Origin of the sequence: Accumulibacter sp., from assembly GCF_029255125.1 — a bacterium.
In the GTDB taxonomy this organism is placed as follows: domain Bacteria; phylum Pseudomonadota; class Gammaproteobacteria; order Burkholderiales; family Rhodocyclaceae; genus Accumulibacter.
Genome location: NZ_JAPUVR010000082.1, coordinates 1 through 20466, shown reverse-complemented (window position 1 = coordinate 20466; position 20466 = coordinate 1). Strand labels below are relative to the sequence as shown.

The window sequence follows — 20466 nt, the reverse complement described above, 5'->3', positions numbered from 1 at the left end:
TTTGGGCCGCCGGGTCAGCCGCGCGACTCATCGGTGATAGCCGCCGTCCAGGCGCAGCACGGTGCCATTGACCATGACGTTTTTCAATACATGCAGAACGAGCATGGCGAACTCAGCCGGGTCGCCGAAGCGGTGTGGAAAGGGAATCTGATGAACCAGTCGCGAGTCAAGGTTCTTTTCCATCGCGAATAGCGTCTGCGTGCCGAACAGACCCGGGGCGATGCCGACGACGCGGATTCCCAGCGGACCGAGTTCGCGCGCTGCCGGCAGGATCATGCTGACGACGCCTCCTTTTGACGCCGAATACGCCGCTTCGCCGCTTTGCCCTTCGTACGCCGAAACCGAAGCGGTAAACAGGATCACTCCGCGTTCGCCGTTGGCCATCTGGGGCAGGGCAGCCATATCGGCTGCCGCCAGGCGCATCACATTGAAGGTCGAAATCAGATTGACCTCGACGAGCTGGCGAAAGTCTTCGAGCGGTAGTGGACCCGCCGGACCAAAGATCGGTTCGGAATGCCCGCGGCCAACGCAATGCACCAGTACGCGCGCTGCTCCGTGTGCCTGCCGGGCGGTTGCCAGCGCCTGTTCGGTAGACCTGGCATCGGCGACATCGCAGGCGATGGCCAAGCCACCGATCTCGTCGGCCAGGCGATGCACGCCGTCGCCGTCGATATCGATCAGGCTCACCTTGGCGCCTGCGTCGACCAGAAAGCGCGCCGTCTCGGCGCCCATGCCCGATGCTGCTCCGGTCACCACCGCTGAGCAACCCCATAAATCCATTCTTTGTCTCCAGATCAAGCCGGCCGCTGACCGGCGGCGAGCAGGCGGGCAAGGCGCTTGCCTTGCGCCGCTGCCGGCACGTCTAGCGGCGACCACCCGCCTTGCGTTTACTCTTTCCTGAGCGGCCCTTGCGCTTTTCGACAAGCACTGCCGGTGCCTCGTCAGCGGGCGCCAAGGTGCGCGCCTCCTGCGGCCTGAGTTCGCGTGGCTCGCTGACCGGCGCGATGAAGCTGTTGCTGACCCAGCCCTCGACATCCGGATTGCGTACCACCTCCACCAGGCTCCAGCGGTCGCGGGCTTCCAGCAGATCAAGCTCGGTTCCCTTGCGCAGCGCTGGTGCGACCGGCTCGAAGCTGGCGTCTGGCCCCTTGCGGATGTTCAGGCTGGCCGCCGTGACCAGGTAGCGCGCCGGGGTATCGTGCTCGCGCCCGAGCGCGTGGTTGCGCACCGCGGCGAGCGGGAAAGCCGGGCCGGGGTCGGTCTTGCGGCCGGGCGCGATATCCTCGTGGCCGAGCACATCCTGCAAACCGTAGTGCCCGACCAGCAGGTCGGCGAGTTCGAGTGCGCGTTCGATCTGCGCTTGACTGTAGGCGTGCCAGGGCGACACCGGGCCGCCGTTCCGATGCGCGGCGAGCGTCACCTCGCCGTCGGGATAGACCTGACCAAACCATGACTGATACTGGTTGCCGACCCGCTTCAGCAGACCCGCATTGTCCATTTCTATGCCGATCGAATGCGAATTGAGGCCGACCAGCCCGGCCCAAGTGCTCACACCAGCGTGCCAGGTGACGACGTTGAACGGTGCAAGCTGGACGATCCTGCCGTCGCGACCGAGCACGACGTGTGCCGACGCATTGCCTTGCGGCTTGCGCGTGCACAGCGACTCGACCGAACTCTCAAGCGATCGTCCAGCCGTATAGTGCATGATCAGGTAGCTCGGGCGCAGGCTGCCGCCGCGATTCGGTGTTTCACGGTAGCTCACCAGATCGCCGATGAGTTTGTCGTTTTCGATCCTCAGGCCCATTGTCGTCTCCTCGCTGCAGTTGATTTTGGTGCGCCGGGGTGGCCCTGTCTGGTCGGCCGCCACCGGCCGCGCGGCGTCATCGTAGCATCATCCTGTCGGCACGGCCGCATGCGCGCGAAAAAGGGCGTGGCGAGAGGCGGACGAGGGCGCGCAGCAGCTTGGCGATCGCCGTCCGCCCAGCACCATTGTGTGCGCCTTGCCGACGAATGCTATAGACTAAACACTGGGGTGGTTTGTCGGTTTAAGAGCCACGCCCGGATCACTCGAATAACGACTGAACCATTGGCGGGGGTGTTGACATGGACGATAAGAAGCAGGCGGCGAGCGCAGCGCTGACGGATTTTGACCCGGCGCCTCTCGCCGGGCGTGAGGACAGGCGCACCGGACTTGGTGCGGACGCCCTGAAGCGCGCTTTTCTGGACAAGCTGATGTATGTGCAGGCGCGCTTCCCCGAGGTCGCGACGCGCCGCGATTGCTTTCATGCGCTGGCTGGAGCGGTGCGCGACCGTCTGTTGCATCGCTGGGTGCAAACGGCAAGAACGTATCGCGATCAGGGCAGCCGTACGGTCTGCTACATGTCGGCCGAGTTCCTGATCGGTCCGCAACTGGGGAACAATCTGATCAACCTGGGAATCTTCGAAAGTGCTCGCCAGGCGATGGCGGAGCTTGGCCTCGATCTGGAGATGCTGCTCGACCAGGAAGACGAACCGGGGTTGGGCAACGGTGGTCTGGGTCGCCTCGCCGCGTGTTACCTCGACTCGCTGGCGACGCTCGAGATTCCCGCCATCGGCTACGGCATCCGCTACGAGTTTGGCATTTTCACGCAGGCGATTCGCGATGGCCGGCAGGTCGAACTGACCGATAAGTGGTTCCGGGCTGGCAGTCCGTGGTTGATCCATCGACCAAACATCGCCTTCGACGTGCAGTTGGGCGGCCATACCGAACACGTGCATGAGCCGACCGGCGAACGCCGGACGCGCGTCGTCTGGGTGCCGGCAAAGATCGTCCGCGGTACCGCCTGGGACATGCCGATTCTTGGCTACGGGGTGAATACGCCGAACCGGCTCAGGCTGTGGAGTGCGGAAGCACCCGAGTCGTTCGATTTCGCAGCGTTCAACGCGGGCAACTACTTCCAGGCGGTCGATGCGCAAATTTCGTCGGAAACGATCACCAAGGTGCTTTATCCGAACGACGAGACCGAAGCCGGGCAGACGCTGCGCCTCGAGCAACAGTACTTCTTTGTCACCTGCTCCCTGCGCGACATGATCCGCCTGCAACTGCAAAGGGAAAATACGCTCGAGCGCTTCCACGAGAAATTCGTCGTGCAGCTCAACGACACGCATCCGTCGATTGCCGTCGCCGAATTGATGCGTTTGCTCGTAGACGAGTACGCGATGGGCTGGGACTCGGCCTGGGCGATCACCCAGAAGAGTTTTGCCTACACCAACCATACGCTGCTGCCCGAGGCGCTGGAAAAGTGGCGGCTCGATCTCTTCCGGCGTGTCCTGCCGCGTCACTTCGAGATCATTTGCGAGATCAACGTCCGCTTCCTGGACGAAGTCAGGATTCGCTACCCGGGCGATGACGCGCGCCTGCGGCGGATGTCGCTGATCGACGAGGACGGACCGCGCTTCGTGCGCATGGCGCACCTGGCGGCGGTCGGCAGTTTCGCGATCAATGGCGTGGCGGCGCTGCACACGGATCTGCTCAAGTCGGACGTACTGACCGATTTCTACGACCTGTGGCCGGAGAAGTTCAGGAACAAGACCAACGGCGTGACGCCGCGCCGCTTTGTCCGTCTGGCCAATCCGGCGATGTCGCAACTGATCGATCGCACGATCGGCGGCGGCTGGATTACCGACATGCGGCGACTGCGCGCACTTGAGGCGTACGCCGACGACCCGGGCTTTCGTGCGGAGTGGCGCCAGATCAAGGCACAGAACAAGGAGTGCCTGGTGCGCGAAATCAGACGTTCGGCGCATGTCGAGGTCGATCCGGCCTCGATGTTCGACGTCCAGGTCAAGCGCATGCACGAGTACAAGCGCCAGCACCTGAATCTGCTGCACGTCATTTCGCTGTACAAACGCCTGAAGGATGATCCCGGCCTGGAGGTCGCACCGCGCACGGTGATCTTTGGCGGCAAGGCCGCTCCCGGCTACGCGATGGCGAAGCTGATCATTCGCTTGATCAACGCGGTGGCCGATGTCGTCGGGCGTGACCCGGCCATGCAGGGGCGCCTGCAGGTGGTTTTCTTCCCGAACTACAACGTCAAGAACGCGCAACTGATCTTTCCGGGTTCCGATCTCTCCGAGCAGATATCGCTCGCCGGCAAGGAGGCTTCGGGAACCGGCAACATGAAGTTTCAGATGAATGGCGCGCTGACCATCGGTACGCTCGACGGCGCGAATGTCGAGATTCGGCAGGAGGTCGGCGACGAGAACTTCTTCCTCTTCGGCATGGGCGTTCCCGAGGTTGTCGAACTGCGCCGACGCGGCTACCGTCCGCGCGACTACTACGACGCGAACGCGCACCTGCGCGAGGTGATCGATCTGATTGCCAGTGGTTTCTTCACGCGTGGCGATCGCGAAGTCTTCCGGCCGATCGTCGACCATCTGCTTCATCACGACGACTACATGCTGCTCGCTGACTTCCAGTCGTACATCGACTGCCAGAATCGGGTATCCGACGCCTACCTCGACGCCGACCGCTGGTCGCGCATGTCGATCCTCAATGTCGCGCGCTCCGGGTTCTTCTCGTCGGATCGGGCAATCAAGGAGTATTGCGACGACATCTGGAAGGTGGCGCCGGTACGCATCGACCTCAGGGATTTGTTGCCTGACGAACTGGAGTTCAAGCGCGCGGCGAGCGAAGGGAACTGAGAAGGGAACTCGGCGCCGCGCGGCGGATCGCGCGCGCATTGCGCGCGCTCCGCCGCGTGACGACGGCTACCAGCGCCGTATCTTGATGATGTGCGCCATCTTGCTGGGCGGGCCAAGCTCGACGTAGGCGGTCGGTCCCTGCCAGCGGTAGCGCTCGTCCGAGAGCAGGTCATGCGCCTGGTACTGCTCTTCGGCTGCGATCCCGAAAGCGTCCAGTGGGATGTCGAGCAGCGCCGCCTGCTTGTGGTGCGGATCGAGATTGACCACGCACAGGATGACATCGGATCGGTCGTCGGTCATCTTGGCATAGGCCAGGATCTGCGGATTGGTGGTGGCAATGAACAGAACGTCATTGTAGATCTGCAGGGCTGCCGACTCGTGGCGTATCTGGTTGATCCGCGTGATGATGTCCACGATGTTGCCGGGCGCCAGCCAGTCGCGCACCTTGATCTCGTACTTCTCCGAATCGAGGTACTCCTCCTTGCCGGGAAGTGCCGCGTTCTCGCACAGTTCATAACCGCTGTAAATCCCGTACACGGTCGACAGCGTCGCGGCGAGGACGGCCCGCATGATGAACGCCGGCCGACCACCGTGTTGCAGGATCGGCGGCAGGATGTCCGGCGTGTTGGCGAAGAAGTTGCCGGTGAAGTACTCCTTCATCGGCCCGCAAGTCAGTTCGCTGACATACTCGGTCAGTTCGTGTTTGCTGTTGCGCCAGGTGAAATACGTGTAGGACTGGGCGAATCCGACCTTGGCGAGCAGGCGCATCATCTTCGGCTTGGTGAACGCCTCGGCGAGGAAGATGACCTCCGGGTGTTCACGGTGGACTTCGGCAATCACCCACTCCCAGAAGGGAACGGGTTTGGTGTGCGGATTATCGACGCGGAAAGTCGTCACGCCCTTGCTCACCCAGAACAGGAAGATCTTCAGCATTTCCTGCCACAAACCGGTACGGTCGGCGGTCCCGAAGTTCAAGGGGTAGACGTCCTGATACTTTTTCGGCGGGTTCTCGGCGTACTTGATCGAGCCGTCCGGTCGATGAAAGAACCAGTCCGGATGCTCGGCGACGTAGGGATGGTCAGGCGAGCAGTTCATCACGTAGTCGAGGGCGATTTCAATCCCCAACTCGCGGCAGGTGGCGGCAAACTCGTCCCAGTCGGCCCAGGTTCCGAGCTTGGGTTCGAGCCCCATGTGACCGCCATGCTCGTTGCCGATCGCCCATGGACTGCCGACATCGCCGGGTTCGGCGACCAGGCTGTTGTTCTTGCCTTTGCGGTAGGCGTAGCCGATCGGATGGATGGGCGGCAGGTAGATGACGTCGAAGCCCATTGCCTTGATCGCCGGCAAGCGCCGGATGCTGTCCTGCAGCGTACCGTGCCGGTAGGGCACCGTTCCCTGCGAGCGTGGGAAGAACTCGTACCAGGCGGCGAAGCGAGTGATCGGTCGGTTGACCATGACGCTCAGCGCCGGTACAAGCTGATAGCCTTCGCTGCGATCGGGATACTTGGCCATCATTTCATGCATGACGCTACCGATTCCGAGATCGACCGCGCCCTGCTGTTCGCCGGCGGCGAGTGCGCTCTCTATCGCGGCGATGATGCTTTGCATGCGGCTGCGGTCTTCGCCCTGGGCGAGGGCGGCCGATTTTTTCAGTATCGCGAGGCCTTCGAGCAGTTCGCTGGTGAGCTGCGCACCGGGCACGTTCTTCTTGCCGATTTCGTCAACCCAGGAAAGGTAGCGCTCGGCGTAAGCCTCGATGGTGTACTCCCAGCGACCAATCGAGGTGACGGTGAATTCGCCGTGCCAGCGATCGTTGTCGCCCGGCTGCAGCGGGCTCTCCTGCCAGGTGGCGGTGCCCACCGGGCGAACTTTCAGCAGCGCGGCGAGTTTGTCGTGCCCTTCCTTGTAGATATCCGCACTGACGGCGAGTTTTTCGCCGACGACGCGTTTGACCGGGAAATGGCCGCCATCAATCTGCGGCTCGACCGCTTCGATGATTACACGTGGGTAGTCTTGCGGGACCATTGTTGCTGCTCCTAAGTACCAATTCTCCGGCATGGCCGGAAACCTGTTCTGGTGAATTCAAACGGCATGACTCGTCGGCGGGCGGCGTAGGGCGGCGCGCGCTGGCGCGGTGAACGTCGCCCAAGGACGAGGCGTCAAACCAGCGAGTTGTACAGCGCCTTGGTCTGCTGGGCAATGCTCGACCAACTGAACACTTCGCGCGCGCGCCGCTGACCAGCGGCGGCCATCGCCTCACAAAGCTGCGGATCGTCGAGCACCTTGTTGATCGCAGCGGCCAGGTCGCGCGAGAAGGTATCCGGATCGACCGGTTCGAAGGGTGCGACGTGCAGCTGCTCGAGCGGCACGAGGAATCCGGTGACGCCGTCGATGACGACTTCCTTGATGCCGCCGACGGCACTCGCCACCACCGCCGTGCGACAGGCCATCGCCTCCAGATTGATGATGCCGAAGGGCTCGTAGATCGACGGGCAGCAGAACACCCGGGCGTGCGAGTACAACTGGATCGCTTCCGCTTTGCTGACCATTTCCTGAATCCAGATGATGTTCTTGAAGCCTTGCTGACGAACGTGTTTGACCGCCGATTCCATCTCGGCGAGGATCTCGCGCGTGTCCGGCGCGCCGGCGCAGAGGACGACCTGCGCGTCCGGATTGATGTACTTGACCGCGTTGACCAGGTGGATGATTCCCTTCTGGCGCGTGATCCGGCCGACGAAGAGGACGTACGGCCGATCGGGATCGATGTGGTATTTCTCCAGTGCTTCGCTGTCCGGCGTTGGGTGATACTGGTCGACGTTGATGCCGTTGTAGATGACGCTGATCTTCCCCGGGTCGATGTCGAAGTGCTCGAGGATGTCTTTCTTGGTGCCTTCGGAAACGGCAACCACGGCATCCGCCATGCCCAGCGAGGTGCGCTCGATCCACGACGACATGTCGTAACCGCAGCCAAGCTGTTCGCGCTTCCATGGCCGCAAGGGCTCCAGCGAATGAACCGTATGTACCAGTGGGATGCCATACAGCGTCTTGGCCAGGATGCCGCCGAGGTGGGCGTACCAGGTGTGCACATGGACGAGATCGGCGTCGACCTGTTCGCTCAGCGTTTCCAGATTGCTTTCGAAGGTGTCCAGTGCGCCGCTCAGCTTGCGGTCGACGTGGGCAAAGCTGCCCTTGCCGAACGGAAAGCCCTTTACCCGTACCCCGTCATTTACAGTGTCCTGGTCACCAAAACAGCGGACTTCGACATGCATCAGCTTGGCCAGCTCGCCGGCCAGATACTCAACGTGAACACCGGCTCCGCCGTAGACGTAGGGAGGGTATTCTCTCGTCAATAGCAGTACTTTCATCGGAGGACTTTCTATGCTGTGATTGTGGATGAACGCTCTTCGCGCGCTTTGAGTGAAGGCCATCGCATTGTATCGGGAAAGCGCTCGAACGGCCATCCGGCAAGCGCTGCGCCAGCCCGTCGTGGCGCCCCCGAAGGAGCGCCTGTGCGCCTCGCGCGCGGTGTGCTGAGATGCGCGCCCAAGTGGCGGACGCAGTTGACCAGGAAGGGTAGAATACGGCGCATGAATCTCCTGGCCATCGAGACTTCGACCGAAGCGGGAAGCATCGCCCTCTGCCGTAACGGCGACCTCGTGCGGCGCGCCTGCCCGGCCGGCGTGCCGCATTCCGCGACGCTGCTGCCGCTGATCAGCAACACGCTGGGCGACCTCGGGCTGTCGCTTGGCAAGCTGGACGGCATTGCCTTTGCTGCCGGGCCAGGCTCGTTCACCGGATTGCGCGTGGCCTGTGGCGTGGCCCAGGGACTTGCCGTCGCCTACGACCTGCCCGTCATCGCGGTCGGGACACTGGCCGCGCTGGCCGCCGCGAGTGGTGGCGAGCGCGTCCTCGTGGCACTCGATGCGCGCATGGGTGAAGTCTATTTCGCCGCCTTCGTGGCTGGCCAGCCGGTGACGTCGACCGTCGTCGCGCCGGCCGACAAGATCGAGTTGCCCGCCGGACGCGGCTGGCTGGCCTGCGGCAACGGGCTCGTGGCGCATCCGCCACTACGTGCGCGGTTGGCACCGATCGTCGACGCCTGGCAGCCGGAATTGATCCCCGATGCCGGTGCCGTTGCGCGCTTGGCGCTGGCTGCTCTGGCGCGCGGCGAGGGCGTCGATGCGGCGGATGCCGTACCGGTCTACGTGCGCAACAAGGTCGCGATGACCGTTGCCGAACGGCTCGCCGCCGGGGGGCGCGCGTGAGTGCCGTCGTTGCCGAACGGTTGGCGATGCTGCCAATGAGTTGCGCGGATGTCGATGAGATTCTCGCCATCGAGGAGCGCGCCTACGCTTTCCCCTGGACGCGCGGCAACTTCATCGATTCGCTGGCCTCGGGCTATAGCATCTGGGGTGGACGCCTGCCCAGCCAACTGGTCGGTTACTTCGTACTCATGCCCGTGGTCGACGAGGCGCATCTGCTCAACATCAGCGTAGCCCCCGGCTGCCAAGGTGTCGGCTACGGCTCGCTGCTGTTGGAGCACGCGTTGCGCATCGCCGGCGACGCCGGAGCGGCGAGCCTGCTGCTCGAAGTGCGGCCGTCGAACACTGCTGCTCTGGCGCTCTACGATCGCTTCGGCTTCAGCCGGATTGGCCTGCGGCGCGCGTACTACCCGGCCGCGAACGGACGCGAGGATGCGCTTGTCCTGCGCCGCCAACTCGCCATGGGCGCCAGGTGCGCGCCGTGAAGTCGCCGGGAGAAGGCTTGACGCGCGAGGACATTCTGCACGAGATGGGCTTGTCGCCGATCTGGCGCCTGCGCACGCCGGTTGCCGCCAGCCCGCCGCCGATGGTGGCGGCCGAACCTCCGGCCGTTGACCCGCTGCACGCGGCGCGCGCCGAGCACGCGCTGCCGGCGTCGGACGACACGCCAGGCGTGGCGGATGCTGGGCGAGCCGCGCGCATCGCGGACATGGACTGGCGGGAATTGCAAGTGAGCGTTGCCGCGTGCCGCGCCTGTCAGCTTTGCAGCGAACGGCGGCAGGCGGTGCTTGGGGTCGGCGACGTGCACGCTGACTGGCTGTTCGTCGGCGAAGGGCCAGGCGCCGAAGAAGACGCACGCGGCGAGCCGTTCGTCGGGCCGGCCGGCAAGCTGCTTGATGCGATGCTGGCAGCGATCGATCTGCGGCGGGGCGATGACGTCTATATCGCCAACGCGGTGAAGTGCCGCCCACCGCGAAACCGGACTCCGGAAGCCGGCGAGATGGCTGCCTGTGCGCCCTATCTGCAACGCCAGATTGCCCTCATCCAGCCCCGCCTGATCGTCCTCCTCGGGCGTGCCGCGGCACATGCGCTACTCGGCGAAATCGGCTCGCTTGGCAGCCTGCGCGGCAGGTCGTTGAGCTATTCACCGCCGGCTGGCAGTACGCGGCCGATTCCGCTCGTCGTCACCTATCATCCGGCGTATCTGCTGCGGACTCTGCCCGACAAGGCGAAGGCCTGGGAGGATCTGTGCCGCGCGCGAGCCCTGATGCGCAGCCTGGCGTAGGGCGGCGCGCGGCTTGGCCGGGATGCGGCTGGGTGTGCAGCGGACTGCGCTGGTGCGCTTTGGGTCGGGGTCGCACGTGCGGCCTGTGCGCCTGGCCATGCGTGTCGGCGCGCAGCGCGTGCGACCAGCGGTAACGAGACAAGCGACGAGGTGTGAGGCATACTGCCGGCCACTGGTCGTTGACCATTCGCACTGCGCCACCCTGTTGCGGGCACGTGCTTCTTGCTTCATTCTTCGGAAAGGGAAAACTGTCATGAGCAAACGACTGCTGGCTGTGCTTGTCCTCCTTGCCGGGCTGCTCTCCGGCTGCGGCTACAACACCTTTCAGACCGGCGACGAAGCGATCAAGTCGGCCTGGTCGGAAGTGCTCAATCAATACCAGCGGCGTGCCGACCTGATTCCCAACCTGGTCAGCACCGTACAGGGCTACGCCGCCCACGAAAAAGATGTCCTGACGCAGGTGACGCAGGCGCGCGCGCAGGTGGGATCGATCCAGGCGACCCCCGATCTGGTCAACAACCCGGAGGCTTTCGCCAAGTTCCAGCAGGCGCAAGCCGGTCTGTCGAGCGCGCTTTCCCGCCTGCTCGTGGTCGCCGAGAACTATCCGCAGTTGAAGGCCGACGCCGCTTTCCGCGACTTGCAGGCGCAGCTTGAAGGAACCGAAAACCGCATCACGGTGGCGCGCAACCGCTATATCAAGGCGGTCGAAGGCTATAACGTTTCGGTACGTACGTTTCCGAACAACCTGACGGCGATGGTCTTCGGCTATACGGTCAAGCCGAACTTCACGGTCGAGAACGAGAAGGCGATTTCGGTGGCGCCGCGTGTCGACTTTTCCAAGCCAGGTGCGGCCGGCGGAACTCCGGCGCCGAAAAGCCAGCCGGCAGCCGGCAACTAGGCGATGCGTTACGCGCTCAGCCGTCTTGGCGCGGCGTTCGGCCTCGTCCTGCTGCTCGCCTGCGCTCTCGCCGGCGCGCAGGATCTGGCGCCGGTACCGCGCTTGGCGGCGCGCGTCAACGACACCAGCGGAACGCTGACGGCCGACCAGCGCAGCCGGCTTGAGGAAAAATTGGCCGCTTTAGAGCGCGCAAAGGGCGCCCAGATCGCCATCCTGATCGTTGCCACGGTCAAGCCGGAGACGGTCGAGCAATACGCCTTGCGCGTCGTCGAGAGCTGGCGCCTCGGTCGACGCGGTGTGGACGACGGCGCCTTGCTGCTCATCGCCAAGGAGGACCGCAAGCTGCGGATCGAGGTGGGTTATGGGCTCGAAGGCGTGCTCAACGACGCAACCGCCAAGCGCATCATCAGCGAGACGATCAGCCCGCGCTTCAAGCAGGGCGACTTTTATGGCGGCATCGACGCCGGTGTAGACGCGATGATCAGGATCGTTGCTGGCGAAGCGCTGCCGGCACCGACGCCAGCGGCGGCAAAGCAGCCGATGGGCGCCAGCGACGACGATCGCATGGCGATCGTGCTGTTCGCCGGAGTTGTCCTGGTTTTCGTCGTTGGACGTTTCTTGCGGGCGATCTTCGGCCGCCTCTTCGCCGCGGGAATCGTCGGCACGGTTGCCGGAGTGATCGCTTCAGTGCTGATTTCGTCGCTCATCGTCGGCATCATGGCGGGTGTCGTCGCCTTCGTCGCGGCGCTGGTCGCCGGGCAGGCGCGTGGCGGTCGGCGCGGAGGAGGAGGGGGGTCGTCGGGCGGCATCACTTGGGGCGGTGGCGGTGGCTCGGGCGGCTTTTCCGACAGCTTTTCGGGCGGCGGCGGCAGTTTTGGCGGCGGCGGCGCTTCGGGAGATTGGTGATGCAGATACAACGCGTGTTGCGCCATCTGATACTGCCCCACTGGTGGGTCGGGCGGGTTGTTCCGCCGCCGTTGCTGCAGAGTGTCGAGCGAGCGGTGGCGGCCTCGGAAGCGAAGCATCGCGGCGAATTGCGTGTGGTGATTGAATGCAACCTGCCGCTGCCCGCTTTGCTGGCTGACCAGTCGGCGCGCGCGCGCGCGCTCGAGCTCTTTGCCCAGTTGCGTGTCTGGGATACCGAGGAGAACAGCGGCGTCTTGATTTACCTGCAGCTTCTCGACCGGCGGGTCGAGATTGTTGCCGATCGCGGGATCAATGCCCGGCTTGGCCAGGAGTTCTGGGACGCGGTCTGCCGGCAGATGGAGGCAGCCTTTCGCGCGGGGGATTTTGCCGGTGGATTGCAGTGCGCGCTGGATACGGTGACGCAGGCGCTGTACGAGCATTTCCCGGCGACCGGCGAGAACGCCGACGAACTGCCGAACGCGCCGCTCTTCGTCTAACTTTCGGCGTAACGCACGCGCTTGCTCGGCTTGCCGGGCTGGGTCAGGTGGTCGAGCGGCAGCACGTGCGTCTGCTTGACCTTCTGCAGCGCGATGCTCGTCTTGATGCGGGAAACGCCGGGCAGGTGCATCAGGCGTTTCATCATCAGTTCCGAAAACGCGGCCAGATCGGGAACGACGATGCGCAGCATGTAGTCGGCGTCGCCGCTCACCGAGAAGCACTCGACGACCTCCGAAATCGCCGCGACGGCAGCCTCGAAGGTTTCGCTGGCCGTTTCGCTATGGCGTTCGAGAATGACCTGGGCGAAGGCGGTGACGCCCAGTCCCAGCGCTCCCGGAGCCAGCAGGGCAACGTAGGCGGCGATGACGCCGTCCTCCTCGAGGCGCTGAATCCGGCGGCTGATCTGCGAAGCGGAGAGACGAATCTGTTCGCCGAGCGTCGCGTTGGTGGCATTACCCTTGCGCTGCAAGGCGTCGAGGAGCGCCAGGTCATAGCGATCAATGGTGATCTTTGACATTTTCTTTGCCATTTGTGCAAGAAACGTGCGCAGTATATGCGAATTTCCGCAGCTTTCAACCGCTTTTCAAATGCCCTCCCAGATCCGCACTGCCTCCCGGGCGCTCGCCGAATCGTCGCCGAGGCAGCGCTAACCGCGCTCAGTGCGCGTCGTCGTCGTCGAGATGTGCGACATCGTCGCGAATTCGCTGATTGTTTTCGTGGCGCTGCTTGACCAGGTACATCGTGCCGCTGACGAAGAGCCCGAAGAGCGTGACGACCCAGTAGATCGACAAATCGGCGCGAATCATCACGAAGTACAGCCCGGTCATCGCCAGGATCGACAGGTTCTCGTTGAAGTTCTGGACGGCGATCGAGTGGCCGGCGCCCATCAGGATATGGCCGCGATGTTGCAGCAAGGCGTTCATCGGTACGACGAAAAAGCCGGATAGAGCCCCAATCAGGATCAGCAGGCCGACCGCCAGGCCGAGGTGATGCACCAGGTTCATCAGCAGGACGATGACTCCCATCGCGATGCCGAGCGGGATGACGCGCACCGATTTGCGCAGGGTGATCATTTTGGCCGCACCCACGGCGCCGAGCGCGACGCCCAGCGCGACGACGCCCTGCAGCATGCTCGACTTCGAGAGATCGAGCTGCAACGCGCGTTCCGACCACTTGATGACGATGAACTGAAGCGTGGCGCCGGCACCCCAGAAGAGCGTCGTCACGGCGAGCGACACCTGGCCCAGCCGGTCACGCCAGAGAAGGAGCAGGCAGTGATTGAACTCGCGCAGCAGGTACCAGGGGTTCCTGTGCAGCACACGGTGGTCGACCCCGGTATCCGGCACGTAGAGGTTGAACAGCGCGGCCAGCAGATAGAAGACGGCGACGAAGCAGAGTGCCATTTCACCGGTCGTATCGACGCCAGTATCGATGATTGGGAAGTCGAAGCCGAGCAGGAGCGCGGCGATGTCTTCCTTGATCAGCGTGCCGCCGACCACGACGCCCAGGATGATCGCACCGACGGTCAGTCCTTCGATCCAGCCGTTGGCGATGACGAGCAGGCGATGCGGCAGATACTCGGTCAGGATGCCATACTTGGCCGGCGAGTAGGCGGCGGCGCCGAGGCCGACGACGGCGTAGGCCAACAGCGGGTGCACGTCCCAGTACATCAGCGCGCAGCCGAGGATCTTGATCGCGTTGCTGATGAACATGACGCGCCACTTCGGCATCGAATCGGCAAAAGCGCCGACAAAGGCGGCGAGAACGACGTAGGAAACGGTGAAGAAGGTCTTCAGCAAAGGCTCGTATTCGCTGGGCGCCTGCATCTCGCGCAGCAGCGCGATGGCGACGATGAGCAGCGCGTTATCGGCCAGCGCGGAAAAGAACTGCGCCGCCATGATGACGTAGAAGCCAAAGGGCATGGGAGATGACGAATCGTTCTGTTTTCTTGGTATGTCGTTCTTATACCATGAAAGCACCGACCTTGTTCACTCGACCCGCCGGCTTGCGCCGGGCGGTCGTCCACTCCGCTCCCTGTCCGGCGCGCCGGTTTTGTGTTTGAATACGGATATAAGTCGCTAAGTAGAACAAGGGGAGTTGGCCTATGGCTGATCGTCGGTTACAGGTGTTTCACGCCGTGGCCAAGCATCTTTCGTTTACCAAAGCGGGCGAGGCGCTGCACATGACCCAGCCGGCGGTGACCTTTCAGATCAAGCAACTGGAGGAACGCTTCAACACGCGCCTGTTCGATCGGGGTGGCGGCCGCATTTCGCTGACGCCGGCTGGCGCACTTGTTCTCGACTACGCCGAACGGATTCTCAGCTTGTCCACGGAAATGGACATCCGCGTCGCCGAGATGACCGGGCAGATGAGCGGCAGCCTGCTCGTCGGCGCCAGCACGACGATCGCCGAGTTCATCCTGCCGCCAATCCTCGGCGAATTCAACGTCCGCTATCCGCAGGTGCGCGCGCGTCTGATCGTTGGCAATACCGAAGTGATCGCCAACGCGATCGCCGCGCACACGCTCGACATCGGCCTGATCGAATCGGAAGTGAGCCATCCGACGCTGCAGTGCGAGGTTTGCGGTGACGATGAACTGCAGGTGATCTGCATGCCGACGCACCCACTCGGACAGTACAGCGAAGTCGACGCGCGCAGCCTGCTGGCACACGAATTCATTGCCCGCGAAGCAGGTTCGGGAACGCGCGAGGTCACCGACGACTATCTGCGTGCCTGCGGCGTCGAACCGGGGTCGTTGAAGGTCTTGATGGAGCTGTCGAGCCCGGAAGCGCTGAAAGGCTTTGTTGCCACCGGACTTGGCTTTTCGATCGTCTCGCGCGCCAGTTTCGAGAAGGAAAGGCAGCTTGGAACGCTGGTTGCCATTCCCCTGCGTCCGCGTCTGAAGCGGGCGATCTCGTTGATCTATCCGCGCGAACGCTTCCGCTCGCGCGTCGTTCTTACCTTCGTCGAGTTCGCCCGCGGCAAGCTACGGGAAATTTCGCTCTGATGCCGCGCCCGATCGAAGCCCGCATCGACCTGGCTGCACTGCGCCACAACTATCTGCTGGCGCAGCGGCGGGCACGCGTGGGCAATCCGGCTGCGCAAGCGTGGGCAGTGATCAAGGCCAACGCCTATGGTCACGGCTTGCTGCGTGCCGCCGGCGCGCTCGCCGATCTCGCCGACGGCTTCGCCCTGCTCGACCTGGCCGATGCTGTCAGCTTGCGCGAAGCCGGCATTCGGCAGCCGATGCTGCTGCTCGAGGGCTTCTTCGAGCCCGCCGATCTGGAGATCTGCGCACAGTATCGCCTGACCGTGGTGGTTCATCGCCTGGAGCAGTTGTTGATGCTCGGCCGCGCGGTGCTGCCGGCCGCCTTGCCGATCTATCTCAAGCTGAATACCGGTATGAATCGCCTGGGTTTGAGCGACGACGAGTTGCCGGCGGCGTGGCGCGAGATTGAGCGGGCCTCGACGATCGGCCCGGTGACGCTGATGAGCCATTTTGCCGAGGCCGACGGAACTGAACGCGAACGCTGCATCGACTGGCAACTGCAGCGTTTCGCCCGGATGATCGAGGGCTGCGCGGCAGCCGCCGGTTTGCCGGTCTCGCTCGCCAACTCGGCGGCGATCCTGCGTTACGCCAGGACTGCCGGCGCTTGGGTGCGTCCCGGCATCATGCTCTACGGCGGTAGTCCGTTTGCCGACGAAAGCGCGGCGCAACTGGGACTGGCGCCGGTGATGACGCTGCGCAGCCGGATCATCGCCGTGCAGCATGTCGAGGCCGGCGAACGCGTCGGCTATGGCGGTACTTTCGTTGCGCGGCAGCCGACGCGCGTCGGCATCGTCGCTTGTGGCTACGCCGACGGCTACCCGCGGCACGCCGGCACCGGCACGCCGATTCTGGTCGCCGGCGAGCGCACGCAGACGCTCGGGCGGGTGTCGATGGACATGCTGGCCTGCGACCTGAGCGAGTTGCCGACGGTCGGCGTCGACGCGCCGGTCGTCCTCTGGGGTGAGGGCATGCCGGCCGACGAGGTGGCGGCGGCGGCCGGAACGATCAGCTACGAGCTCTTCTGCGCGCTGGCCCGTCGCGTTCCGCTGGTCGTCGTCTGAACATGGGGCAGGCACCCGGCAGCCGCAAGACGGTCTTCTGCTGCAGCGCGTGCGGAGCGGTTGTCGGCAAGTGGCAGGGGCAGTGCCCGGGCTGCGCTGTCTGGAACACGCTGGTCGAAACGCCAGCAGAAGCGCCTGCTGGCACTCGCCAGCCCTATGCCGCGCTGGCTGGCAGCAGCGGCGTGCAGGTGCTCGGCAACATCGAAGTCCGCGAGGAAGCGCGGTTGCCGACCGGCATCGGCGAGTTCGACCGTGCGCTCGGCGGCGGCCTGGTTGCCGGCGGCGTCGTGCTCATCGGTGGCGACCCCGGAATCGGCAAGAGTACCTTGCTGCTGCAGGCGCTCGCCGAGATGTCGGCACGCCACCGCGTGCTCTACGTCAGCGGCGAGGAGTCTGCCCGGCAGATCGCGCTGCGCGCCCAGCGCCTGGCGCTGTCTAGCGGGGAACTTCCCCTGCTCAGCGAAATCCGGCTGGAGGCGATCATCGCCACGTTGCAGTCGAGCGCGCCGCAGGTCGCCGTGATCGACTCGATTCAGACGCTATGGTCCGAACAGCTCAGCTCGGCGCCCGGCTCGCTGGCGCAGGTGCGCGAATGCGCGGCGCAACTGACGCGCCTGGCCAAACAGGCGGGAACGACGATCGTTCTCGTCGGGCACGTGACCAAGGAAGGCGCCCTCGCCGGGCCACGCGTGCTCGAACATATCGTCGACACGGTGCTCTATTTCGAAGGCGATACGCATTCGAGCTTTCGCCTGATTCGCGCCGTGAAGAACCGCTACGGCGCGGTGAACGAGATTGGCGTTTTTGCCATGACCGAGCGCGGGCTGAAAGGCGTCAGCAACCCGTCGGCGATTTTTCTCTCGCAGCACGCGACCGAGGTTGCAGGCTCCTGTGTGCTGGTCACCCAGGAGGGGACGCGTCCGCTGCTGGTCGAGATTCAGGCCTTGGTCGACCAGGCGCACGGCAACCCGCGCCGGCTGACGGTCGGTCTCGACGGGCAGCGCCTGGCGATGCTGCTCGCCGTTCTGCACCGGCATGCGGGGATTGCCTGTTTCGATCAGGACGTCTTCCTGAATGCCGTCGGCGGCGTCCGGATCAGCGAGCCGGCGGCTGACCTGGCGGTGTTGATGGCCATCGTTTCGTCGCTGAAAAACCGGGCACTGCCCGAGAAACTCGCGGTTTTTGGCGAAGTCGGTCTGGCCGGCGAGGTGCGCCCGGCGCCGCGTGGGCAGGAGCGTTTGCGCGAGGCCGCCAAGCTCGGGTTCACGCACGCGCTGATCCCCGCCGCGAATGCTCCGCGCCAGGCGATCGGCCGTCTCGAATTGATCGCGGTGCGGCGAATCGAAGAAGCTGTACGGCGCCTGCGCGAACTTGCCTGAGTGTGCACTCCGAGCAGACCGTTACGCAACTTCATCGGACAAGAGGAAAGCAGCAATGAGCCAAGCTAAGGTCTTCGTGGCAGGTGTCGGTACCGTCCCCTTCGGCAAGCCGGGCGCAACCGAGAGTTACGATCTGATGGCCGCCGCGGCAACCCGGCGGGCGCTGGCCGACGCCGGTTTGCGCTACGCCGACGTGCAGCAGGCGATCGCCGGCTACGTCTATGGCGATTCGACCTCCGGGCAGCGTGCGCTGTACGGTGTCGGCATGAGCGGAATTCCGATCATCAACGTAAACAACAACTGCTCGACCGGATCGACCGCACTTTTCCTCGCCCGCCAACTGGTCGAGGCGGGTGCCGCGGATTGTGTGCTGGCCCTGGGTTTCGAGCAGATGCTGCCGGGTGCGCTGACCGAACACTGGACCGATCGGCCTTCGCCGTTTGCGCGCTTCGACGAGCTGTGCGCCGAGATTGCGCCCTTCGAGGCGCCGCTTGCTCTGCGCTACTTCGGCGGCGCCGGGCTCGAGTACATGGCGCGTTACGGCGTCAAGGCGAATCTGTTCGCGAAGGTGCGAGCGAAAGCCAGCCGGCATGCCGTACGCAACCCGACCGCGCTGCTGCGCCAGGTGGTGAGCGAAGAGGATGTCCTGGCCGCGCCGCTGATTTGTCCCGAGGCCGGAATGACCCGCCTGATGGCCTGCCCGCCGACCTGCGGCGCGGCGGCGGCAGTGCTCGTTTCGGCGGACTTCGCCGCGGCGCGCAAGCTCGATCGGCGGGTGGTCATTGCGGCGCAGGCGATGACCACCGATCGTCCGGGGACTTTCGACAAACGCAGCATGCTCGCGCTGGTCGGCGCCGACATGAGCCGCGCAGCGGCCGATCTGGTTTATCAGCAGGCGGGCGTCGATCCGTCCGAAATCGATGTCGTCGAGCTGCACGATTGCTTTGCCCAGAACGAAGTGATCACCTACGAAGCCCTGCGCCTGTGCCCGGAGGGTGGCGCCGAAAAATTCGTCGCCGACGGCGCCAACACGTATGGCGGTCTGATCGTGACCAACCCTTCTGGCGGTCTGTTGTGCAAGGGTCACCCGCTCGGTGCCACCGGCCTCGCGCAATGCGCCGAGCTCGTCGAGCAGTTGCGCGGGGAGGCCGGCGAAAGACAGGTCGGCGGCGCGCGCAACGCGCTGCAGCATAACCTCGGCCTCGGCGGTGCCTGTGTCGTGACGCTCTATCAGCGGCTGTGATGGCGGCCTATGGCAGCGAGCGTGCCGGTCTCGCCAACGCATCGACGATCAGCGACCAGGAGTTCGCGCTGTTTCAGCGCCTGATTCACCAGCTTGCCGGGATAAGCCTGGCCGATTCCAAGAAGGTGCTGCTGGTCGGCCGCCTGCAGCGCCGCCTGCGCGAGTATGGCCTGAACGATTTCGGCAGTTACTATCGCCTGCTGGTCGGCGGACAGCATCCGACGGAACTGCAGACGATGGTCGATCTGTTAACGACGAACGAGACGTATTTCTTCCGGGAAGCGGGTCACTTCGACTTTCTGCGCGATGCGGTCCTCGCCACACGACGTTCGACCAGCACCTTTCGCATCTGGAGCGCCGCCAGTTCGACCGGCGAGGAAGCGTACAGCATGGCGATGGTGCTCGCCGAAGCGCTGGCCAACTCGCCCTGGGAAGTCTTCGCCTCGGACATCAGCACGCGCGTACTGGACAAGGCGCGCAGCGGTCTCTACGCGAACACGCGCACCGAAGGCATCCCGCCCGCACTGCGCCGCAAGTATTGCTTGCCCGGTGATGACGAGCGCAGCTTCTGCATCGCGCCGCAGATTCGTCAGCGCGTCCGCTTCCAGCAGGTCAACCTGACCCGTCCGATCGATCCGCGGGTGGGCTCCTTCGACGTCGTCTTCCTCCGCAATGTGATGATTTATTTTGATACAGAGACCAAACGCCAGGTCGTCGGCCATCTCCTGCCACGCCTGCTGCCGGGCGGCTATTTCATCGTCGGCCATTCCGAGTCGCTGAGCGGAATCGGCGTTGGGCTCGCCGCGGTTCGCCCGACGATCTATCGCAAGGTCTGAATCGGGGCGGCCGGCGACCACCCGTGGCGCTCGTGCGCCGCGCGGCGCCGCCTTGCGCTCTTTCCGCCATTCGAGCTCTTCCACCATTGCGCATCTCTGCATCCAGTCGCGCAGCCGCTGCGTATCCGGATCAACTGGGGGAGAATGCGTTCATGACAGCGTCTGACTGGAGAGAAGCGATCGACGAATTCGACAGCATCGACGATGCCGCCGCCGGCGCGGGCGAGGCTGGAGACCGTGGGGCAATGCTGTTGAATTAGGCCATGGCGATTCGTTTGCCTTTATCGACCTGCCATTTGGAGATGGGCTTCTTTGATACGCGAGGCTGCGAAGGCCGAGGCGTTCGTGGGGGGTAATAGCGCACTC

General features: G+C 64.2%; 18 protein-coding genes. 12 read left to right on the top strand and 6 right to left on the bottom strand.

Annotation, left to right across the window (positions count from 1 at the left end; all coding sequences use genetic code 11):
- Positions 1-27: 27 nt before the first annotated feature.
- Positions 28-780, bottom strand: coding sequence for an SDR family NAD(P)-dependent oxidoreductase (locus Q1L59_RS05175; protein WP_300329019.1), 753 nt, complete (start codon positions 778-780; stop codon positions 28-30).
- 82 nt (positions 781-862) lie between these two features.
- The gene (locus tag Q1L59_RS05170; protein ID WP_300329016.1) at positions 863-1804 is read right to left on the bottom strand and encodes an N-acetylmuramoyl-L-alanine amidase; all 942 of its coding nucleotides are present in this window, start codon (positions 1802-1804) and stop codon (positions 863-865) included.
- Positions 1805-2103: 299 nt separating this feature from the next.
- Here Q1L59_RS05170 and Q1L59_RS05165 point away from each other — a divergent pair, with 299 nt between their 5' ends.
- Positions 2104-4683 (top strand): glycogen/starch/alpha-glucan phosphorylase, encoded by a 2580-nt coding sequence (locus Q1L59_RS05165; protein ID WP_300329013.1) that lies wholly within the window; start codon positions 2104-2106, stop codon positions 4681-4683.
- A gap of 66 nt (positions 4684-4749) precedes the next feature.
- Here Q1L59_RS05165 and Q1L59_RS05160 read toward each other — a convergent pair whose 3' ends face one another.
- Positions 4750-6708, bottom strand: a complete 1959-nt coding sequence (locus Q1L59_RS05160) for an alpha-1,4-glucan--maltose-1-phosphate maltosyltransferase (protein ID WP_300329010.1) — start codon at positions 6706-6708, stop codon at positions 4750-4752.
- Positions 6709-6842: 134 nt separating this feature from the next.
- Positions 6843-8048 (bottom strand): glycogen synthase, encoded by a 1206-nt coding sequence (gene glgA / locus Q1L59_RS05155; RefSeq protein ID WP_300329007.1) that lies wholly within the window; start codon positions 8046-8048, stop codon positions 6843-6845.
- A 222-nt stretch (positions 8049-8270) separates the two neighbouring features.
- Between glgA and tsaB the strand changes: the two genes are divergently transcribed.
- From tsaB to Q1L59_RS05125, 6 genes are all read left to right on the top strand, one after another.
- Positions 8271-8948 carry a tRNA (adenosine(37)-N6)-threonylcarbamoyltransferase complex dimerization subunit type 1 TsaB gene (tsaB, locus tag Q1L59_RS05150; protein ID WP_300329004.1) on the top strand — a complete coding sequence of 226 codons (678 nt, stop codon included), beginning with the start codon at positions 8271-8273 and terminating at the stop codon, positions 8946-8948.
- A 35-nt stretch (positions 8949-8983) separates the two neighbouring features.
- On the top strand, positions 8984-9430 hold the full coding sequence (rimI, locus tag Q1L59_RS05145; RefSeq protein WP_300329002.1) for a ribosomal protein S18-alanine N-acetyltransferase: 447 nt from the start codon (positions 8984-8986) through the stop codon (positions 9428-9430).
- Between the two features lie 44 nt (positions 9431-9474).
- The gene (locus tag Q1L59_RS05140) at positions 9475-10230 is read left to right on the top strand and encodes a uracil-DNA glycosylase (protein ID WP_300329061.1); all 756 of its coding nucleotides are present in this window, start codon (positions 9475-9477) and stop codon (positions 10228-10230) included.
- Between the two features lie 253 nt (positions 10231-10483).
- Positions 10484-11128, top strand: coding sequence for a LemA family protein (locus Q1L59_RS05135; RefSeq protein ID WP_300328999.1), 645 nt, complete (start codon positions 10484-10486; stop codon positions 11126-11128).
- Positions 11129-11131: 3 nt separating this feature from the next.
- On the top strand, positions 11132-12034 hold the full coding sequence (locus Q1L59_RS05130) for a TPM domain-containing protein (protein ID WP_300328996.1): 903 nt from the start codon (positions 11132-11134) through the stop codon (positions 12032-12034).
- Positions 12034-12531, top strand: a complete 498-nt coding sequence (locus Q1L59_RS05125) for a TPM domain-containing protein (protein WP_300328993.1) — start codon at positions 12034-12036, stop codon at positions 12529-12531. Before Q1L59_RS05130 ends, Q1L59_RS05125 begins: the two co-directional genes overlap by 1 nt.
- Here the strand turns inward: Q1L59_RS05125 and Q1L59_RS05120 are convergent.
- Both Q1L59_RS05120 and lplT read right to left on the bottom strand, forming a co-directional pair.
- Complete coding sequence (locus Q1L59_RS05120; RefSeq protein ID WP_300328990.1) at positions 12528-13049, bottom strand: Lrp/AsnC family transcriptional regulator; 522 nt, start codon at positions 13047-13049, stop codon at positions 12528-12530. The two genes, Q1L59_RS05125 and Q1L59_RS05120, sit on opposite strands and share 4 nt — an antisense overlap.
- A 139-nt stretch (positions 13050-13188) precedes the next feature.
- Entirely contained in the window at positions 13189-14454 is a 1266-nt protein-coding gene (lplT, locus tag Q1L59_RS05115) for a lysophospholipid transporter LplT (RefSeq protein WP_300328987.1), read from the bottom strand.
- A 182-nt stretch (positions 14455-14636) separates the two neighbouring features.
- On the opposite strand from lplT, the gene Q1L59_RS05110 reads away from it, so the two are divergent.
- From Q1L59_RS05110 to Q1L59_RS05090, 5 genes are read left to right on the top strand one after another with little or no spacing between them, the layout of a single operon-like run.
- Complete coding sequence (locus Q1L59_RS05110) at positions 14637-15539, top strand: LysR family transcriptional regulator (RefSeq protein WP_300328985.1); 903 nt, start codon at positions 14637-14639, stop codon at positions 15537-15539.
- On the top strand, positions 15539-16642 hold the full coding sequence (gene alr, locus Q1L59_RS05105; protein ID WP_300328982.1) for an alanine racemase: 1104 nt from the start codon (positions 15539-15541) through the stop codon (positions 16640-16642). Before Q1L59_RS05110 ends, alr begins: the two co-directional genes overlap by 1 nt.
- A gap of 2 nt (positions 16643-16644) precedes the next feature.
- Positions 16645-18021, top strand: a complete 1377-nt coding sequence (gene radA, locus Q1L59_RS05100) for a DNA repair protein RadA (RefSeq protein ID WP_300328979.1) — start codon at positions 16645-16647, stop codon at positions 18019-18021.
- A gap of 55 nt (positions 18022-18076) precedes the next feature.
- A complete protein-coding gene (locus Q1L59_RS05095; RefSeq protein ID WP_300328977.1) occupies positions 18077-19264 on the top strand; it encodes a lipid-transfer protein in 1188 nt (395 codons plus the stop codon).
- Positions 19264-20100 carry a protein-glutamate O-methyltransferase CheR gene (locus Q1L59_RS05090; RefSeq protein ID WP_300328974.1) on the top strand — a complete coding sequence of 279 codons (837 nt, stop codon included), beginning with the start codon at positions 19264-19266 and terminating at the stop codon, positions 20098-20100. The genes Q1L59_RS05095 and Q1L59_RS05090 overlap by 1 nt, the downstream gene beginning before the upstream one ends.
- Positions 20101-20466: the final 366 nt, after the last annotated feature.

What these genes read in the sequence shown, in the direction of transcription:
- Q1L59_RS05175 (WP_300329019.1), bottom strand. Translation starts at nt 780, where the DNA reads ATGGATTTATGGGGTTGCTCAGCGGTGGTGACCGGAGCAGCATCGGGC.
- Q1L59_RS05170 (WP_300329016.1), bottom strand. Translation starts at nt 1,804, where the DNA reads ATGGGCCTGAGGATCGAAAACGACAAACTCATCGGCGATCTGGTGAGC.
- Q1L59_RS05165 (WP_300329013.1), top strand. Translation starts at nt 2,104, where the DNA reads ATGGACGATAAGAAGCAGGCGGCGAGCGCAGCGCTGACGGATTTTGAC.
- Q1L59_RS05160 (WP_300329010.1), bottom strand. Translation starts at nt 6,708, where the DNA reads ATGGTCCCGCAAGACTACCCACGTGTAATCATCGAAGCGGTCGAGCCG.
- glgA (WP_300329007.1), bottom strand. Translation starts at nt 8,048, where the DNA reads ATGAAAGTACTGCTATTGACGAGAGAATACCCTCCCTACGTCTACGGC.
- tsaB (WP_300329004.1), top strand. Translation starts at nt 8,271, where the DNA reads ATGAATCTCCTGGCCATCGAGACTTCGACCGAAGCGGGAAGCATCGCC.
- rimI (WP_300329002.1), top strand. Translation starts at nt 8,984, where the DNA reads ATGAGTTGCGCGGATGTCGATGAGATTCTCGCCATCGAGGAGCGCGCC.
- Q1L59_RS05140 (WP_300329061.1), top strand. Translation starts at nt 9,475, where the DNA reads ATGGGCTTGTCGCCGATCTGGCGCCTGCGCACGCCGGTTGCCGCCAGC.
- Q1L59_RS05135 (WP_300328999.1), top strand. Translation starts at nt 10,484, where the DNA reads ATGAGCAAACGACTGCTGGCTGTGCTTGTCCTCCTTGCCGGGCTGCTC.
- Q1L59_RS05130 (WP_300328996.1), top strand. Translation starts at nt 11,132, where the DNA reads ATGCGTTACGCGCTCAGCCGTCTTGGCGCGGCGTTCGGCCTCGTCCTG.
- Q1L59_RS05125 (WP_300328993.1), top strand. Translation starts at nt 12,034, where the DNA reads ATGCAGATACAACGCGTGTTGCGCCATCTGATACTGCCCCACTGGTGG.
- Q1L59_RS05120 (WP_300328990.1), bottom strand. Translation starts at nt 13,049, where the DNA reads ATGTCAAAGATCACCATTGATCGCTATGACCTGGCGCTCCTCGACGCC.
- lplT (WP_300328987.1), bottom strand. Translation starts at nt 14,454, where the DNA reads ATGCCCTTTGGCTTCTACGTCATCATGGCGGCGCAGTTCTTTTCCGCG.
- Q1L59_RS05110 (WP_300328985.1), top strand. Translation starts at nt 14,637, where the DNA reads ATGGCTGATCGTCGGTTACAGGTGTTTCACGCCGTGGCCAAGCATCTT.
- alr (WP_300328982.1), top strand. Translation starts at nt 15,539, where the DNA reads ATGCCGCGCCCGATCGAAGCCCGCATCGACCTGGCTGCACTGCGCCAC.
- radA (WP_300328979.1), top strand. Translation starts at nt 16,645, where the DNA reads ATGGGGCAGGCACCCGGCAGCCGCAAGACGGTCTTCTGCTGCAGCGCG.
- Q1L59_RS05095 (WP_300328977.1), top strand. Translation starts at nt 18,077, where the DNA reads ATGAGCCAAGCTAAGGTCTTCGTGGCAGGTGTCGGTACCGTCCCCTTC.
- Q1L59_RS05090 (WP_300328974.1), top strand. Translation starts at nt 19,264, where the DNA reads ATGGCGGCCTATGGCAGCGAGCGTGCCGGTCTCGCCAACGCATCGACG.